This window comes from Phytohalomonas tamaricis (assembly GCF_003012345.1).
In the GTDB taxonomy this organism is placed as follows: Bacteria; Pseudomonadota; Gammaproteobacteria; order Pseudomonadales; family Halomonadaceae; genus Phytohalomonas; species Phytohalomonas tamaricis.
On record NZ_PVRV01000024.1, the window covers coordinates 521,113 to 538,419 of the forward strand.

Sequence of the window (17,307 nt, forward strand, 5' to 3'; positions counted from 1 at the left end):
CGTTATTAGACCTGCATCAGGTCGTGTTCTTTTTGCTCCAGCAACTGATCGATCTCGGCAATATACTTATCCGTCAGTTTCTGGATATCGTCTTGTGCCTGATGCTCTTCATCCTCAGAGATCTCTTTGCTCTTGAGAAGCCCCTTGGCATCGTTATTGGCATCCCGGCGAATATTGCGCACCGCAACGCGTGCCTGCTCGGCCTCGCTTCTCGCCTGCTTTATGTAGGTTTTGCGCGTTTCTTCGGTCAGAGGCGGCATTGGCACACGAATCACGCTGCCTGCCGTCGACGGATTAAGGCCAAGATCAGCTTTCATGATCGCCTTTTCCACCTTAGGCACCATCGCCTTTTCCCAAGGCACTACCGCCAGTGTGCGCGCATCTTCTACATTCACATTAGCCACTTGGCTAATCGGCATTTCCGAACCGTAGTACTCCACCCGCACCGCATCGAGGATGCTGGGGTGCGCTCGGCCTGTACGGATTTTATGAAACGCGGTCTGAAGCGATTCAACGCTTTTGGACATGCGCGTTTCAGTATCCTTCTTGATATCGTTGATCACGAGATTAACCCTTGTCTATCAGCGTGCCTTCTTTTCCACCCATGACCAGATTCAATAACGCACCCGGCTTGGTCATATCAAATACGCGTACGGGCATGCCATGGTCACGCACTAGGCAGATAGCAGTCAAATCCATCACGCCCAGCTTCTGGTCGAGGACCTCATCGTAATGCAGACGCTCGTATTTTACCGCATCCGAATGCAGCACCGGATCCTTATCATAGACACCATCGACCTTGGTCGCCTTGATGACCACATCGCCATCAATCTCGATACCACGTAGGCAGGCAGCAGAGTCGGTAGTAAAGAATGGATTACCTGTTCCCGCCGAGAAAATAACGACATCGCCTGACGTGAGATAGCGGATCGCCGTGCGTCGATCGTAATGCTCGACAACACCACTCATGGGAATGGCCGACATGACACGCGAGCGAATATTGGAACGCTCAAGCGCATCACGCATCGCCAGCGCATTCATTACCGTCGCCAGCATCCCCATATGATCACCCGTGACACGCTCCATTCCGGCAGCATGCAACGCAGCACCACGGAACAGGTTACCGCCACCTATCACGATACCCACCTGGACACCGATACCTACCAACTGGCCAATCTCCAGCGCCATGCGATCAAGAACCTTGGGATCGATACCGAACTCATGTTCGCCCGTCAAGGCTTCTCCGGACAACTTGAGCAGGATGCGCTTGTACTTGGCGCTACGATCGGTATTGGGGGGCATGGACACTCTCCTAGAGCTAGCTGGGTCTAAAAATGGCTGAACCGCCGACGGGGTTCTGATGTTGCTTGTCATCTGAGCACTGGCAGACAACGCTGGAACCGGATACGCAATGGCGTGCGCAAGCGCACGCCATTGATACGTTAACGTTCACGAAAACAAGCTCAAACAAGGAAGACTTTCCTGTCGCTTATTTTAGTAAACATGCAGTCACATCGCCCTGTTAGCTGCGGCGTGCCTGTTCCATAACTTCCTTGGCGAAATCAACTTCTTCCTTCTCGATGCCTTCACCGACTTCAAAACGTAGAAAGCTTAACACTTCGCCACCAGCAGTCTTTGCATATTCGGCGACGCTGGTATTCGGGTCTTTGACGAAAGGCTGGTTTACCAGACTATTCTCGGCCAGATACTTCTTAAGACGACCCTGTACCATTTTCTCGGCGATTTCAGCAGGCTTACCCGCCATATCCGGCTGAGCCAGGATAATTGCCTTTTCCTTGTCGAGAATTTCCTGAGGCATGTCTTCAGGACGCGCAACCGCTGGATTGATCGCCGCGACATGCATCGCTATGTCACGCGCGACATCTGCATTGCCACCCTTCAGCACGGTGATAGTGCCGATGCGGTCACCATGGACGTAAGCACCTACGATGCCATCCTGAGGCGCTTCTACGACAGCGGCACGGCGTACGCTGATATTTTCGCCAATCTTCTGCACCAGTTGCACACGCGCTTCTTCGAGCTCGCCTTCCATGACCACAGCAATATCCTCATTTTTAGTATCGAGGATTTTGTTGGCCACTTCATTGGCGAAGTTCTTGAAATTCTCGTCCCGTGCAACAAAGTCAGTTTCAGAGTTGACTTCAAGCATGACGGCAACACGGCCATCTTCGGAAACACGGGCCAGGATCGCACCTTCAGCGGCAACACGGCCAGCTTTCTTGGCGGACTTCAGACCGGCATTCTTGCGCAGATCGTCGATAGCTTGCTCGATGTCACCGTTAGCCTCGGTCAGAGCTTTCTTGCACTCCATCATACCGAGCCCGGTACGTTCACGGAGTTCTTTGACCAGAGATGCGCTGATAGCTGCCATATCTAGAACCTCTGTTGATCGTCTGTTTCGTTCCATGCCACGTTCAGTCTTCATCTGTCTCATACAGACTAAAGAACGGATACGCGCGCTATGGAATGCATTGTAACTTGAGAAGCATCGTGGTGAACGACGTCATTTTGATGACATCTGCCACGTGTTCAAAAAAGGGGGCCTAGGCCCCCTTTTGACTCTTACCGGAAACGGCATACTACCGATTCAGATAGAGCCATGACTTGGCTTACTCGGAAGCTTCAGTCGTTTCTTCGACTTCGACGAAGTCATCCGCACGGCCTTCTTTAGCCTTGCCACATGCATTGGCGATTGCCTGCACGTAGATCTGGATGGCACGAATGGAGTCATCGTTACCCGGGATGACATAATCCACGCCATCGGGGTTGGAGTTACTATCTACAACGCCAATGACAGGAATGCCCAGCTTGTTGGCTTCGTTGATAGCAATACGTTCGTGATCGACGTCGATAACGAACATCGCATCGGGCAGGCCGCCCATGCTCTTGATACCACCAATGGAACGCTCAAGCTTTTCCTGCTCACGCGTGGCCATCAGAACTTCTTTCTTGGTCAACTTCTCGAAAGTACCATCTTCATGCATGGCTTCGAGTTCACGCAGACGCTTGATGGACTGACGAATGGTCTTGTAGTTCGTCAGCATGCCACCGAGCCAACGGTGATTGACAAACGGCTGACCAACGCGGTTTGCTTCTTCGGCAATGATCTTGCTCGCTGCACGCTTGGTGCCGACGAACATGATCTTGTTGTTGTTTTCAGCCATTTTCTCAACAATGGAAACGGCTTCATTCAACGCCGGCAGAGTGTGCTCGAGGTTGATGATATGAATCTTATTGCGGGCGCCGAAAATGTACTTGCTCATTTTCGGGTTCCAGTATTTGGTCTGGTGGCCGAAGTGGGCACCTGCCTTGAGCAGGTCACGCATATTAACTGACATTGATGACTCTCCTGAGTATCGGGTTACGCCTCCACGCACCCCATGGATCCGACCGCTCGCGCGGCACCCGGGACCATGTGTCGGTACGTGTGTGTCGTTGGATGTGCACTTTTGCTACCTATCGGTCACCCTTGCTTCTGCCCTTCGCCCTAGATCAGGGTAGATGTTCAAGAAGCAAGCACACGATTGCAGTAAAGCGCGCGGCTTTATACCATACATCGCTTTAAAGATGAAGCAGCCTCCGCCATGTGATCATCAGCCTACGCTTCTCTCATACTGCGCGGATGGCTATCACGTTCCTAATCCGGGTCCCCATGAATATTCCCATCAATACTCCTGAAGATATCGAAAAGCTCCGCATCGCAGGGCGCTTGGCCGCGAACGTACTGGAAATGATCGGGCCCCACGTCAAGGCTGGTGTCAGCACCGGCGAGCTCGACCGTCTCTGTCACGATTATATTGTCAACGAACAGGGCGCCATTCCGGCCTCGCTCAACTACCACGGCTTCCCGAAGTCGATCTGCACCTCGATCAACCACGTCGTCTGCCACGGTATTCCCGATTTCAACAAGAAGCTCAAGAAAGGCGATATCATAAATATCGACCTGGCCGTAATAAAGGATGGCTACTATGGCGACACCAGCAAGATGTTCGTCATCGGCGAAACCATCCAGGGCGAGCGCCTGTCGCGTGTCACTCAGGAGTGTCTGTACGAGGCGATGAAAATCATGCGTCCCGGCACTATGCTCTCCGATATCGGCCGTGTCATTCAGCATCACGCCCAGGCCCACGGCTACAGCGTGGTACGCGATTTCTGCGGTCACGGCCTCGGCAAGAATTACCATGAAGAACCTCAGGTGCTGCATTATGACGGTTATGATAAAAAAACCGATGCTGAGCTGCTCGAAGGCATGTGCCTGACAGTCGAGCCGATGATCAATACGGGCGACTATCGCACCAAGGTCCTCAGAGACGGCTGGACCGCTGTCACTCGGGACAGAGGGCTTTCGGCCCAGTGGGAACACACGCTGATCATCACTGCAACGGGCATTGAAGTTACGACAGCAAGAGCCGAGGAAGACTTGTCCTTTTTAACGCAGTAACTCTGTAAATATGCAGCAATGGGCACGATGACATGGAACGGTCGCCAGCAGGCATAGGATATGCCTTACCCATGAGCTAGACGAATAAATGTCTAGTTTGGCAACACTCTCAATGTCCAGCCGAGAACCGCGTCGATGTTATTGCACCACTACCGCTTTGTGCCCGACGACACCTTGTTCGACGTTAAGGCATTTCGCCGCGAGTTGGCCGAGTCGCGGTCACAGATCCCGCTTTTTAAGCGGGCGCTCGCTACCGTCAGCCAACGACTTGACGACCGTTTCAAGGCAGGCGTGGATATTCGCGATCTGATTCACGGTCGTGCCTGGTGCCTGGATCAGCTGCTCAGCGTTGCATGGGAGCGGCTGGCCTGGCCTGATGATGGCATTGCCCTGCTTGCCGTCGGCGGTTATGGCCGTGGCGAGTTGCATCCGCACTCCGATATCGATCTGTTGATGCTGTTAGAGAAGGATGATGACTATCCTTATCGTGAGTCGCTGACGGCTTTCATTACTTTCCTGTGGGATATCGGTCTTGAGATCGGCCATAGCGTACGCTCGTTGAACGATTGCGTACGTGAATCACATGATGATGTCACGATTATCACCAATCTTCTGGAAACTCGCACGCTTGCCGGCCCCGAACGGCTACGCGACACCATGCGGGCATTAACCGCTCCGGACCAAATGTGGCCAAGCGATACCTTCTTCGAGGCCAAGTGGCAGGAACAGATCACTCGTCATTACAAGTTTAATAACTCGGAATACCATCTCGAGCCCAACCTCAAGAGCTCGCCGGGTGGGTTACGTGATATTCAGATGATTGGCTGGGTCGGCAAGCGTCATTTCGGCGCACGCATGATTGAGGAAATGGTAGCGCGCGGTTTCATGACCGACAGCGAGCTGCGCATCGTCAGCCAAGGCCGTGCCTTCCTATGGCAGGTGCGTTACGCGCTGCATATGCTGACCGGGCGCGCCGAAGACCGTCTGCTGTTTGATCAGCAGCGCGCCATTGCTGAATTGTTCGGCTACCAGGATACGCTGGAGCGATTAGCTGTAGAGCATTTCATGCGTCGTTACTATCGCACGGTCACCACACTGGCCGAACTGAGCGATATGCTGCTGCAGCATTTCGATGAGCGTATCCTGCGTGCCGAAGAAATTCCCGAAATCAAGCCTCTCAACAAGCGCTTCGAGATCCACGGCGGATATATCCAGGCACGCCACCCTAATGTTTTTAAGCGCCGGCCTTCGGCACTGCTCGAACTATTCCTGCTGATGGCACAACATCCGGAAATAGAAGGCGTACGCGCCGAGACGATTCGTCTGATCCGTGATCATCGCCACCTGATCGATGAAACGTTTCGCCATGACTTGCGCAATCAAAGCTTGTTCATGGAGCTGTTGCGCAGTGGGGGCAATGTCGCTCTACAGCTTCAGCTAATGGCCCGCTACGGCGTACTCGGCAAGTACCTTCCCGAGTTCGGTCGTGCCGTTGGCCTCATGCAGCACGACCTGTTCCATCTCTATACCGTCGATGCGCATACATTGAGACTGCTTGAAGGCCTGCAATCCTTTCGTACTCTGAAAGGGCGTGAGGCTTTCCCTATCTGCGCTCAACTGATGCCGCAATTGCCCAAGCTTGAGCTGTTGTGGATCGCCGGGCTCTACCACGATATTGGCAAGGGACGTGGCGGCGATCACTCTCTGCTGGGCGCTGCCGATGCAGAAATCTTCTGTCAACGCCACGGACTATCACGACGTGATACTCATCTGGTGTACTGGTTAATCGAGCACCACCTGCTGATGTCGACAGTCGCCCAAAAGCGCGATATCGCCGACCCGGAGGTGATTGGTGAATTCGCTGAGGCTGTACGTGACGAAGTTCATCTCGATTATCTTTATATCCTCACCGTCGCCGACATCAATGCTACCAACTCCTCACTGTGGAACGGCTGGCGTGCCTCGCTGCTGCGCCAGCTGTATTCCGAGACACGACGCGCTCTGCGACGCGGTCTGGAAAACCCATTCGACAAGAGCGAATGGATTAATGAAACCCGTGAAGAAGCCCGTGCTCTGCTGAGCGGCATGGGAGAGGATCTCGCTGCGACCGATGCGCTATGGCATACCCTTGGCGATGACTATTTTCTGCAATATTCGCCCAGCGAAATTGTCTGGCACACCCAGGGTGTCCTCGCGGCGGGCACCGAGACCATGCCTCTGATCTTGATCAGTGCCCCCACCGCCGACATGACCGAAGGTGGCACAAAGGTCTTCATTCACACCCGCTCGGTCAATAATCTATTTGCGGCGACAGCGGCTGCGCTGGAGCAGTTGGGCCTGTCTATCCATGATGCACGCATCGCCACCTCCAGCAATGACTGGTCGCTCAACACGTTCATTTTGCTCGATGACCAAGGTGAGCCGATTCGTGACCCGGCAAGGGTGAATGAAATCCACACCCATCTGGTAGAAGAGCTTGACGATCCTGATGATTACCCGCGCATCGTCAAGCGTCATACGTCACGCCAGCTCAAGCATTTTCGCGTACCCACCCGCGTCACGCTCAGCCACGATGAAGCCAATGAGCGCACCGTACTCGAGCTTATCGCGGCTGACCGTCCTGGCCTGCTGGCACGTGTGGGTCGCATCTTCATGGAATTCGACATTTCACTTTCAGGGGCAAAGATCGCCACGCTGGGTGAACGCGTCGAGGATATTTTCTTTATTACCGGTCCCGATGGCAGCGCACTGACCGATAGCGTCATGCAGGCGAATCTGCGTCAGCGACTATGCGAGGTACTCAATGCCGAAGTCGGCGTTTGAGCACCGCGCCTGGCTTGCCTATAATCGAGCGCTTTGCGCCACTGAAAGCATCGAACCTCGGCATACTGCATTGGATTCTCATGATAACGCTTTACGGACTTAAGAACTGTGACACCTGTCGCAAGGCACGGCGGGCGCTTGCATCACACAATGTGGATATTCACTTTGTCGATCTGCGCGCTGAAGGTATCGACGATCAACAGCTTGACCGTTTTCTTCACGAAGCAGGCTGGCAGCGCCTACTGAACAAACAGAGCACCACCTGGCGCAGTCTGGACGATAGCGACAAGCAGAACATTGACGAAGCCAAGGCAAGACAGCTGTTGCGTAATCACCCGACGCTGATCAAGCGCCCGTTGCTTGATAGCGGTGAAAGCCTTGTGGTCGGGTTCGATGCTGACCGCTATGACGCCTTGGCAGAAGCGGCCAAGACATCGCATTAAATACGCGTGCCATCTGGCGCTATTTCAGAATTGAATCAAAGAGGATTTTTCATGCAAAGTTTTGCGCTAGGTATCGGCTCTCAGAACAGCCAGGGCGACTGGCTTGAAGTGTACTACCCTGCCCCCCTAATAAACCCTGATGCAGCACTGATCGATGCCGCTCGCCAAGCCTTGGGCGCGCCGGAGGGCACTACTGCCACCAGCTTCCTGCCCGAACACTGTGACACCCTCGCCCATGCGCTACAACAGGCAGGAAATACTGAGCAGGCTGAACTCACCGCTACGTTAAAAGCCAGCCAGCGCCCCCTTGTCGCCATGTTCATCGATGCTGACCAGGCGCCACAGAGCGTGCCTGAAGTCTATTTGAAGCTCCACCTGCTTTCTCACCGTCTGGTCAAGCCACATGGTGTCACATTGGACGGTATGTTCGGCCTTCTCAAAAATATCGCCTGGACCAGTGAAGGCCCAATCGATATCGAAGAGCTACCGGCTCGTCGTCTCAAGGCCCGTCTGGAGGGTCGTGCATTATCCGTCGACTGCGTCGACAAGTTCCCTAAGATGACAGATTACGTCGTGCCCAAGGGCGTACGCATCGCCGATACCGCCCGCGTGCGGTTGGGCGCCTATCTAGGTGAAGGCACCACCGTCATGCACGAAGGGTTCTGCAACTTCAATGCCGGCACCGAAGGGCCCGGAATGGTCGAAGGACGCATTTCTGCTGGCGTCATGCTCGGCAAGGGCTCCGATCTAGGCGGCGGTGCTTCGACCATGGGCACCCTCTCCGGCGGTGGCAACATTGTCATCGGCACTGGCGAGAACTGCCTGATTGGCGCCAACGCTGGCATCGGTATCCCGCTGGGTGATCGTTGCACCGTCGAAGCTGGGCTTTATATCACCGCCGGTGCCAAGGTTGCTGTCCTAGATGATCACGGCGACGTTGTAACTACCGTTGCCGCACGTGACCTGGCCGGTCAGAGCGACTTGCAGTTCATTCGCCACTCCATCACTGGACGTCTTGAGTGCCGCACCAACAAGAGTGCCATCGCACTTAACGAAGCGCTCCACGCGCATAATTGATCCTTGAACACCGCCGGACAGCCGGCGGTGCGTCACATGCACTTGACCGGAATCGCCAATGGCACAACCGTTGACTGACACGCTTTCCCTGGCCTTTGATCTTCTCTCTCGCCCTTCGGTAACACCGGATGATGCCGGCTGCCAAGCGGTCATGCGCAGCCGTCTTGAGCAACTGGGCTTTACAATCGAGGCTATGGATGAAGGCGGCGTGACCAATTTCTGGGCAACGCATGGGGACGAGGCGCCCACTTTGATGTTTGCCGGTCATACCGATGTGGTACCCACCGGGCCGGAGAGTAGTTGGGATACACCTCCTTTTAGGCCAAACATTGATACGGACGGTTATCTTCGCGCACGCGGCGCTGCCGATATGAAGGGTAGCCTGGCGGCAATGGTAACGGCAGTGGAGCGTTTCATTGCCTCCCATCCTTCGCATGGCGGCCGCATCGCCTTTCTGATTACCAGTGATGAGGAAGGCCCGGCCATTCATGGTACGCGTGCCGTTGTCGAGCATCTGAAAGCACGTGGCGAACGCGTCGAATACTGCATCGTAGGGGAACCCTCTTCCAGCGAGCGGGCGGGTGACACCATCAAGAATGGACGGCGCGGCTCTCTCGGCGGTGTACTCAAGGTTCGCGGCATCCAAGGGCATGTGGCTTACCCGCATCTAGTGCGCAATCCAATCCACCAGGCAGCGCCAGCGTTAGCCGTGCTGGCTGCAGAAGTCTGGGATAGCGGCAATGCGTTTTTCCCCGCCACGAGCTTTCAGATCTCGAATCTTAATGCGGGCACAGGTGCAACCAATGTTGTTCCCGGCGAGCTGGAGGCGGTTTTCAATTTCCGCTTTTCTACCGAGGTCACGGCAGATGAGCTAAAAGCCCGCACCGAAGCACTGCTGGATAGTTTCGAACTCGATTATGACCTGGAGTGGACGCTATTTGGTGAGCCTTTTCTGACTCAAGAGGGCAAGCTGCTTGATAATATTGTCGCTAGCGTCGAAGAGACATTGGGATATCGACCGAGCCTATCGACTGCTGGTGGAACATCCGATGGTCGATTCATCGCCACGCTAGGGACACAGGTTGTCGAGTTAGGCCCTGTTAATGCCACGATCCACAAGGTGAATGAGCGTGTACGGGCCGAGGACCTTGATGCGTTAAGCGCGGTCTATGAGGCTATCCTTCAACGTCTGCTGCCATGAGTCCAATAATGGAACGCTACCCCGATATCGAAATCTATCTGGTCTGTGGCAACATCGAACGCTTGCAGCAATGGCTCGGTGCTGCACTCGATAGTCCAGTCATCTTCAAGCGTGCTGGCAAAGGAAAATGGCGTAGCGAAACGCAGCTCGACAGTAAGCCTGTGGCTATATTGTTCATGGAAAGTGCCGTCGACGGTTTCGACAGTCTTTGGTTTGACAGTGCAGCCACCCCCTGGGCGAGAGATGTCGACTGCGCTCGCGCTGCCAACCGTTTTCTAGGGGTGGAAGTACGTTGCTCATTGGGCAGCTGGCAACCCGGCGATGATCCGGATCGCTTTTTCAAGATAAGCCCTGACGGCACCGAAGAAGTCATTGACTGGCCCGATTCAGGACAGTGATGTTACCAATGGCTGTATGCATGCACCGTATAAAAGGAAGCCCCGCATAATGCGGGGCTTCGCTCTACATCTAGAGACATTTAGAAAGAAAGACAGGATCAGGTGATCACGGTAACATCTTCTGCTTGTAAGCCCCGATCATTTTGCACCGCGTAGAAACGCACACGCTGACCTTCTGCCAAGGTACGATGGCCTTTACCACGAATGGCACGAAAATGAACAAAAACATCTTCGCCTCCCCCTTCATTGGTAATAAAGCCATAACCTTTATTAACATTGAACCATTTGACGACGCCGATCTCACGATCGTCGCTTTCAACATCTTCGACCAGTTCAGACGATTGGGGCGTCTGCTTTAATGCGACCAGGGTTGCTATTTCCAGTACCACAAATACAACGATTGCAGCCAGTACATAGGCAAGCACCGCACCGTCAGAAGCTAAAGATTGACGCATCTCAGCGGTAAACTCACTGCCGCTCAACATGACAATCAATCCGATCAACAGCGGCGTAACTGCCGCCAACGCCAGATTAATCACACTGCAACGTAACAAGGGTTTTTGACTCATACAGGTAACTTTTCTCTATATTTATCTGATTAATACGGTCCTTCGATGAGCAACAATTTTGGCCCACAACACCGGACCCAATATGACGGAGTGCAAGTAATGAACGGCACTGTCCGACCCGAGAATTCTAACATGTACATTGACAAAACGCTTGCCCAGGTGTTAGAGCGACTCGAAACGCTAGAAACACAATTAGCATATCAGGAACATTGGCTCGATAGCCTTAATGAAACGATCACACAGCAGCATAAGGCGCTTGAACGGCTGGAGCGGCTAAACGAGTTGATGCAACAGAAGATAAGAGAACAACGAGATAGTCTATCACAGCAGGACGATGTTCAATGGCACCCGCAAGATGATGTGCCACCGCATTATTGAAAGCGTCAGTCGTTGCTGACATTACGACTGACTAAGAGCCAGCATACAAACGGGGAGCACAGGCTCCCCGTTGTTTTCTTCTCACATCACGTTACGTTATTGGCAACGAGGGGTATCGCTTACCAATGCGGCACTGTGGGATCAAGGTCATCGAGATAGCGCTCGGCATCGAGTGCCGCCATGCAACCACTTCCCGCCGATGTGATCGCCTGACGATAGATATGATCAGCCACATCACCGGCAGCAAACACACCAGGCACGCTGGTCGCGGTAACGTTGCCCTCAAGCCCCGACTTGACCGTGATATAGCCATCTTTCATATCTAGCTGACCAGCGAATATCTCTGTATTCGGCTTGTGTCCAATAGCGACGAACAGACCAGTAGCGGCTATATCTTTGGTACTACCGTCGAGCGTTGACTTGATTCGCACGCCAGTCACTCCAGAAGCGTCACCCAGTACTTCATCAATGGCCTGGTTCCATTCGATCGCCATGTTGCCGTTCTCCACCTTATCGAACAGCTTCTTCTGCATGATCTTTTCGGCACGCAGTGAGTCACGACGGTGGACAAGCGTCACTTTGGAGGCGATGTTCGAGAGGTAAAGCGCCTCCTCGACGGCCGTATTGCCCCCGCCTACTACGACCACTTCCTGATTGCGATAAAAGAAGCCATCACAGGTGGCACAGGCAGATACACCCTGCCCCTTGAAGCTTTCTTCGGATGGCAAGCCGAGATAAAGCGCACTGGCGCCGGTAGCAATAATCAAGGCATCACAAGTATAGCTCCGGCTACCCCCTTTGAGAGTAAACGGACGCTGACGCAGCTCAACTTCCTCGATGTGATCAAGCACGATTTCAGTCTCGAAACGTTCAGCATGACGGCGCATACGCTCCATCAATTCCGGGCCTTGAACGCCAGCATCATCGCCAGGCCAGTTGTCGACTTCGGTCGTTGTTGTCAGCTGACCACCCATCTCCATGCCAGTAATCAATAGCGGCCTCAAGTTGGCACGCGCAGCATAAACGGCAGCAGAATAGCCGGCCGGACCGGAGCCCAGAATGATCAAGGGTTGGTGACGTACATCGCTCATGAAAAATTATCCTGCTTGGAAAAAATACTTCAGAAAAGATACCCGATGATCTGAGACATGACGTTCTGAAGAGCCATACTCCAGGCGGCGCTCAACGAACCAGCCGAGAAAACATCTACAGATAATATCCGATCAACAAAAACTCAACGCTATTGTACAGAATGCACGTTTAACCTTGGATACCCATTTGAGTACGTTCATCCTGGACACATGGATGTTTTATTAACGCTATGACATGTCCATGTCAGCATCGTCATCACGATTTAAACGAACGTTTTCGAGTTCACCGTCAAGAGACACCGAGACCGTGACAACGATCGGACAACAGCACCACCGACAATCTTCATAAGTTACATGATCGCCTTGGCTGGCATCGATCAGCAAGGTGAAGCCACTTCCGCAGTAAGGGCATGACGCCTGCCACTCATCAAGCATTTGCTCTTGCATGGCGCTTTTCTCCTCAGGGATGAAAATGGCCGTAAGCTCCACAGCATACCGGCAAAAAATATCTACACCAAAAGTCTAATGCGGCAGTTCAACCAAGCGCTTCTTGAAAACTCCGCCTACTATAACCATGTAATGTATGAAATAACGCTACAGTTTTAGCGTAGTATCGCCTGACAAATCGATACACGTGATGGTGACCACACTGACTAGAGAGGAGGAGGCAAATGAGCTCCGATGACTCGCAAGGAACCCTCTCCGAGCTTTCCGTAGGGGATAAGAAGTATCAGTACTACAGCCTGAACAAGGCCGCCGAGATCTATGGCAATATTGATCGCCTGCCTTTTACACTCAAGGTGCTGCTAGAGAACCAGCTGCGCTTTCAGGACGGCGTAACGGCGACCGAAGATGATATTCGCGCCTTGATCGACTGGCAGAAGGAAGGTCGCTCAACACGTGAAATCGGTTATCGCCCTGCTCGCGTGCTTATGCAGGACTTCACCGGCGTACCGGCCGTGGTTGATCTTGCTGCCATGCGCGACGCTGTTGAAAAACTCGGTGCCAAGCCTAACAAAATCAACCCGCTCTCTCCTGTCGATCTTGTTATTGACCATTCGGTAACCGTGGACCATTTCGGTAATGCCCTGTCCTTCGGGGAAAATGTCGATATCGAAATGGAACGTAACAAAGAGCGTTATGAGTTTTTACGCTGGGGACAAGATGCATTCGACAATTTCAGTGTCGTGCCACCGGGTACGGGTATCTGTCACCAGGTTAACCTTGAGTATCTAGGCCAAGCCGTCTGGACCAAGGAAGAGCAAGGCAAGACCTACGCCTTCCCTGATACGCTAGTCGGTACAGATTCTCATACCACCATGATTAACGGTCTGGGCGTACTGGGCTGGGGTGTGGGCGGTATTGAAGCCGAAGCAGCCATGCTGGGCCAGCCAGTATCGATGCTGATTCCCGAAGTGGTTGGCTTCAAGCTGACCGGTAAACTTCCGGAAGGCATTACGGCTACCGATCTGGTGTTGACCGTTACTCAGATGCTGCGCCAGAAAGGTGTAGTAGGTAAATTCGTCGAGTTTTACGGCGATGGTTTGAAAGATCTGCCGTTAGCCGACCGTGCCACCATTGCCAACATGGCCCCTGAATATGGTGCAACGTGCGGCTTCTTCCCGCTTGACGATGAAACGCTCGCCTACATGAAGCTGACCGGCCGTAGCCAACAGCAGATTGAGCTCGTCAAAGCGTATGCCAAGGAACAAGGGTTGTGGCGTGAACCGGGGCATGAACCGATTTTCTCTGCGGCGCTGCATCTCGATATGTCTACTGTCGAAGCCAGTATGGCAGGCCCAAAACGGCCACAGGACCGTGTTGCGCTGACCGACATGAAGGCTACCTTCGAGAAACTGCTGGAGAACCAGATCGGCAGTATTCCTGCCACCTCTGAAGATCAGGCTGATCCGGACCGTACCCAGGTAGCGCCTGAAACGGACAACCGCTACAACGAATCTGAAGATGTTGATTTCGACAATTCGTTGAATAAAGGCTTCAAGCTTGAGCATGGCGCAGCGGTTATCGCAGCGATTACCTCCTGTACCAACACCTCAAACCCCAGCGTCATGATGGCAGCAGGGCTTGTGGCCAAGAAGGCTGTTGAAAAAGGGCTCAAGACCAAGCCGTGGGTCAAGACTTCACTGGCCCCTGGCTCCAAAGTTGTCACCGACTATCTGGCGACAGCCGGTTTCCAGGACTCACTCGACAAGCTGGGCTTCAATCTCGTGGGCTACGGGTGCACTACCTGTATCGGTAACTCAGGACCTTTACCCGAAGAAGTGGAAAAGGCGATTCAGGACAATGATCTGACAGTAGGTGCTGTGCTGTCGGGTAACCGTAACTTTGAAGGTCGTATTCACCCCCTGGTCAAGACCAACTGGCTAGCGTCTCCGCCCTTGGTCGTGGCTTATGCGCTTGCCGGCAACATGCGTGTCGACTTGACCACAGAGCCGCTGGGCAAAGGGAGCGATGGTCAGCCTGTTTATCTAAAGGATATCTGGCCGACACAGAAGGAGATTGCTGAAGCGGTCGAGCGCGTCAAGACGGACATGTACCGTAAGGAATATGCCGAGGTTTTTGAAGGTGATGAAATCTGGCAGTCCCTCGACGTACCGCCCACTGAAGTCTATCAGTGGTCTGCCGACTCGACCTACATTCAGCATCCGCCGTTCTTTGAAGGCATGGGGCGCGAGCCTGATCCCATCAAGGACGTCAAGAATGCTCGTGTACTCGCCATGTTGGGCGACTCGGTCACCACCGACCACATTTCGCCAGCGGGCTCAATCAAGCCGGACAGCCCTGCCGGACGCTATCTACAAGAGCATGGTGTCAAGATACAAGACTTCAACTCTTACGGTTCGCGTCGAGGCAACCACGAAGTAATGATGCGTGGCACATTCGCTAACGTACGCATTCGCAACGAGATGCTGGAAAATGTCGAGGGTGGTTATACCCGACATGTGGTTTCTGGCGAACAGATGTCGATTTACGACGCGGCGATGAAATATGCCGAAGATGACACCCCTCTCGTTGTGATCGCCGGCAAGGAATATGGCACGGGCTCATCGCGTGACTGGGCGGCCAAGGGAACGCGCCTGTTAGGTGTGCGCGCCGTTTTGGCTGAATCCTATGAGCGTATTCACCGTTCGAATCTGATCGGTATGGGTGTTTTACCGCTGCAGTTCCCTGAAGGCCAAGATCGTAAATCTCTGGGCCTGACCGGCAACGAGCAGATTAGCATCGAAGGTCTTGGCGATATCGAGCCCGGGGGTCAGATCAAGGTAAGCATCACCTTTGAAGATGGAAGTGAAAAAAGCGTCGAGGCTCTCTGCCGTATCGATACCGTCAACGAAATGGAATACTACCGTCACGGTGGCATTCTCCATTACGTGCTGCGCAGTATGCTTGACTGATATTAGGGAAACTTCTACCCGTATTTTTCCCGCTAAAAGCAAACGCCCCGCCGATTTTGGCGGGGCGTTTGTGTCTGGAAACAGCTTATCGGTCAATCAAAATTCATGAAGGCTAACGAATAGAAGCATTAAGCCATAAAAAAAGCCCGCTCATAAGAACGGGCCATATCGACGTAAGCCATAATATGGCCTGATACTCGACAAATCAGGCCAAAAGGCCAAGGCTATCAAAACACTTAGCAGCCTACATTTTAACATCTCAAATATAGAATGCTTATGTTTTTTGCAACGAAAGTGTCATTTGCTGAATCTTTTTGTCAAAAAAGCGCATCAAGCACATAAAATCGCCTGTATCGCACTACATCTCAGGTAGATACTTCGGTCAGTAGATTTCTTTAATATTCTCAGATGAAACGGCCAAGACCGACGGCATGGCGCAGCTCATCCATAAACGGTGTGGCTACTTCACGTGCACGCTCGGCGCCTTTTTTCAGCACCGCTTCGATATGGCCAGGATCTTCAAGTAAAGCGGTGTACTTCTCGCGAGGTTCGCGCAAATGCTCGTTGAGGTACTCGAACAATACGTTCTTGGCATCTCCCCAACCGATGCCTTCTGCGTAGCGCTGACGCATCTCTGCAGCCTCCGCTTCATTCGCAAACGCCGAGAATATCTGAAACAACGTACAGCTGTCAGGATCCTTAGGCTCGCCAGGCTCAAGAGAGTTGGTCTTGATCTTACGGACCAGCTTCAAAAGCTTCTTCTCGGCAACGAATAGAGGAATAGTATTTCCGTAGCTCTTTGACATCTTGCGGCCATCAAGGCCATTGAGCACTTGAACACGCTCTCCGACTACCGCCTCGGGCAAGGTAAAGAATTCTTTCTTATAGATGTGATTGAAGCGTCCCGCCATATCACGCGCCATCTCGATATGCTGGATCTGATCACGCCCAACCGGTACCCGATTGGCATTGAACATCAGGATATCTGCAGCCATGAGCACAGGATAACTGTAGAGCCCCATGGTCACGCCACGATCAGGGTCCGGACCACCGCTTTCCTCGTTTTCGGCAACCGATGCCTTGTAGGCATGGGCACGATTCATGAGCCCCTTGGCGCAAACGCACGACAACAGCCACTGCAGCTCAGGGATTTCATGGATATCGGACTGACGGTAGAAGATCGCATTGTCAGTATCCAATCCCAATGCCAGCCACGTGGCGGCAATCTCAAGACGTGATTGCTGAATCAGTTTTGGATCCTGCGCCTTGATCAGCGCGTGCAGATCAGCAAGGAAGTAAAACGATTGAACACTAGGGTCCTGGCTCGCTTCGATAGCTGGCCGAATGGCACCCACATAGTTGCCCAGGTGCGGCGTGCCGGTCGTGGTAATACCGGTAAGAACTCGCGTTTTATTCATCGACTCAAGTCGCTAAATGAAAGGTGGACCG

The 17,307-nt window shown here is 53.2% G+C and carries 16 protein-coding genes; 8 read left to right on the plus strand and 8 right to left on the minus strand.

The window, feature by feature from the left end:
* Window positions 1–5: 5 nt before the first annotated feature.
* The 4 genes from frr to rpsB all read right to left on the minus strand — a co-directional run bounded on the left by frr (window position 6) and on the right by rpsB (window position 3,359).
* Complete coding sequence (gene frr, locus C3Z11_RS16160; RefSeq protein ID WP_106478952.1) at window positions 6–563, minus strand: ribosome recycling factor; 558 nt, start codon at window positions 561–563, stop codon at window positions 6–8.
* Between the two features lie 4 nt (window positions 564–567).
* On the minus strand, window positions 568–1,302 hold the full coding sequence (gene pyrH, locus C3Z11_RS16165; RefSeq protein WP_106478953.1) for a UMP kinase: 735 nt from the start codon (window positions 1,300–1,302) through the stop codon (window positions 568–570).
* A gap of 220 nt (window positions 1,303–1,522) precedes the next feature.
* Window positions 1,523–2,392, minus strand: coding sequence for a translation elongation factor Ts (gene tsf, locus C3Z11_RS16170; protein WP_106478954.1), 870 nt, complete (start codon window positions 2,390–2,392; stop codon window positions 1,523–1,525).
* 238 nt (window positions 2,393–2,630) lie between these two features.
* Complete coding sequence (gene rpsB / locus C3Z11_RS16175) at window positions 2,631–3,359, minus strand: 30S ribosomal protein S2 (protein WP_106478955.1); 729 nt, start codon at window positions 3,357–3,359, stop codon at window positions 2,631–2,633.
* A gap of 314 nt (window positions 3,360–3,673) precedes the next feature.
* On the opposite strand from rpsB, the gene map reads away from it, so the two are divergent.
* The 6 genes from map (at window position 3,674) to C3Z11_RS16205 (ending at window position 10,404) form a co-directional block, all read left to right on the plus strand.
* Window positions 3,674–4,462, plus strand: a complete 789-nt coding sequence (gene map / locus C3Z11_RS16180) for a type I methionyl aminopeptidase (RefSeq protein WP_106478956.1) — start codon at window positions 3,674–3,676, stop codon at window positions 4,460–4,462.
* Between the two features lie 135 nt (window positions 4,463–4,597).
* Window positions 4,598–7,285, plus strand: coding sequence for a [protein-PII] uridylyltransferase (locus C3Z11_RS16185; RefSeq protein WP_106478957.1), 2,688 nt, complete (start codon window positions 4,598–4,600; stop codon window positions 7,283–7,285).
* 80 nt (window positions 7,286–7,365) lie between these two features.
* Window positions 7,366–7,728, plus strand: coding sequence for an ArsC family reductase (locus C3Z11_RS16190; RefSeq protein WP_106479103.1), 363 nt, complete (start codon window positions 7,366–7,368; stop codon window positions 7,726–7,728).
* A gap of 51 nt (window positions 7,729–7,779) precedes the next feature.
* Entirely contained in the window at window positions 7,780–8,805 is a 1,026-nt protein-coding gene (dapD, locus tag C3Z11_RS16195) for a 2,3,4,5-tetrahydropyridine-2,6-dicarboxylate N-succinyltransferase (RefSeq protein WP_106478958.1), read from the plus strand.
* Window positions 8,806–8,863: 58 nt separating this feature from the next.
* Entirely contained in the window at window positions 8,864–10,006 is a 1,143-nt protein-coding gene (gene dapE / locus C3Z11_RS16200) for a succinyl-diaminopimelate desuccinylase (RefSeq protein ID WP_106478959.1), read from the plus strand.
* Between the two features lie 8 nt (window positions 10,007–10,014).
* Window positions 10,015–10,404, plus strand: coding sequence for a hypothetical protein (locus C3Z11_RS16205; protein ID WP_262927457.1), 390 nt, complete (start codon window positions 10,015–10,017; stop codon window positions 10,402–10,404).
* Window positions 10,405–10,502: 98 nt separating this feature from the next.
* Here the strand turns inward: C3Z11_RS16205 and C3Z11_RS17225 are convergent, their stop codons facing one another.
* On the minus strand, window positions 10,503–10,973 hold the full coding sequence (locus C3Z11_RS17225) for a cold-shock protein (protein WP_106478960.1): 471 nt from the start codon (window positions 10,971–10,973) through the stop codon (window positions 10,503–10,505).
* Between the two features lie 99 nt (window positions 10,974–11,072).
* Between C3Z11_RS17225 and C3Z11_RS16215 the strand changes: the two genes are divergently transcribed.
* Window positions 11,073–11,351, plus strand: a complete 279-nt coding sequence (locus C3Z11_RS16215) for a SlyX family protein (RefSeq protein ID WP_262927458.1) — start codon at window positions 11,073–11,075, stop codon at window positions 11,349–11,351.
* A gap of 119 nt (window positions 11,352–11,470) precedes the next feature.
* Here the strand turns inward: C3Z11_RS16215 and trxB are convergent, their stop codons facing one another.
* Window positions 11,471–12,442: a thioredoxin-disulfide reductase gene (trxB, locus tag C3Z11_RS16220; RefSeq protein ID WP_106478961.1), complete on the minus strand. Its 972-nt coding sequence runs from the start codon at window positions 12,440–12,442 to the stop codon at window positions 11,471–11,473.
* 228 nt (window positions 12,443–12,670) lie between these two features.
* Window positions 12,671–12,889, minus strand: coding sequence for a CPXCG motif-containing cysteine-rich protein (locus tag C3Z11_RS16225; protein ID WP_106478962.1), 219 nt, complete (start codon window positions 12,887–12,889; stop codon window positions 12,671–12,673).
* A gap of 224 nt (window positions 12,890–13,113) precedes the next feature.
* On the opposite strand from C3Z11_RS16225, the gene acnA reads away from it, so the two are divergent.
* Window positions 13,114–15,858 carry an aconitate hydratase AcnA gene (gene acnA / locus C3Z11_RS16230; protein WP_106478963.1) on the plus strand — a complete coding sequence of 915 codons (2,745 nt, stop codon included), beginning with the start codon at window positions 13,114–13,116 and terminating at the stop codon, window positions 15,856–15,858.
* Between the two features lie 404 nt (window positions 15,859–16,262).
* Here the strand turns inward: acnA and trpS are convergent, their stop codons facing one another.
* Window positions 16,263–17,276 (minus strand): tryptophan--tRNA ligase, encoded by a 1,014-nt coding sequence (trpS, locus tag C3Z11_RS16235; protein ID WP_106478964.1) that lies wholly within the window; start codon window positions 17,274–17,276, stop codon window positions 16,263–16,265.
* Between the last annotated feature and the right edge of the window lie 31 nt (window positions 17,277–17,307).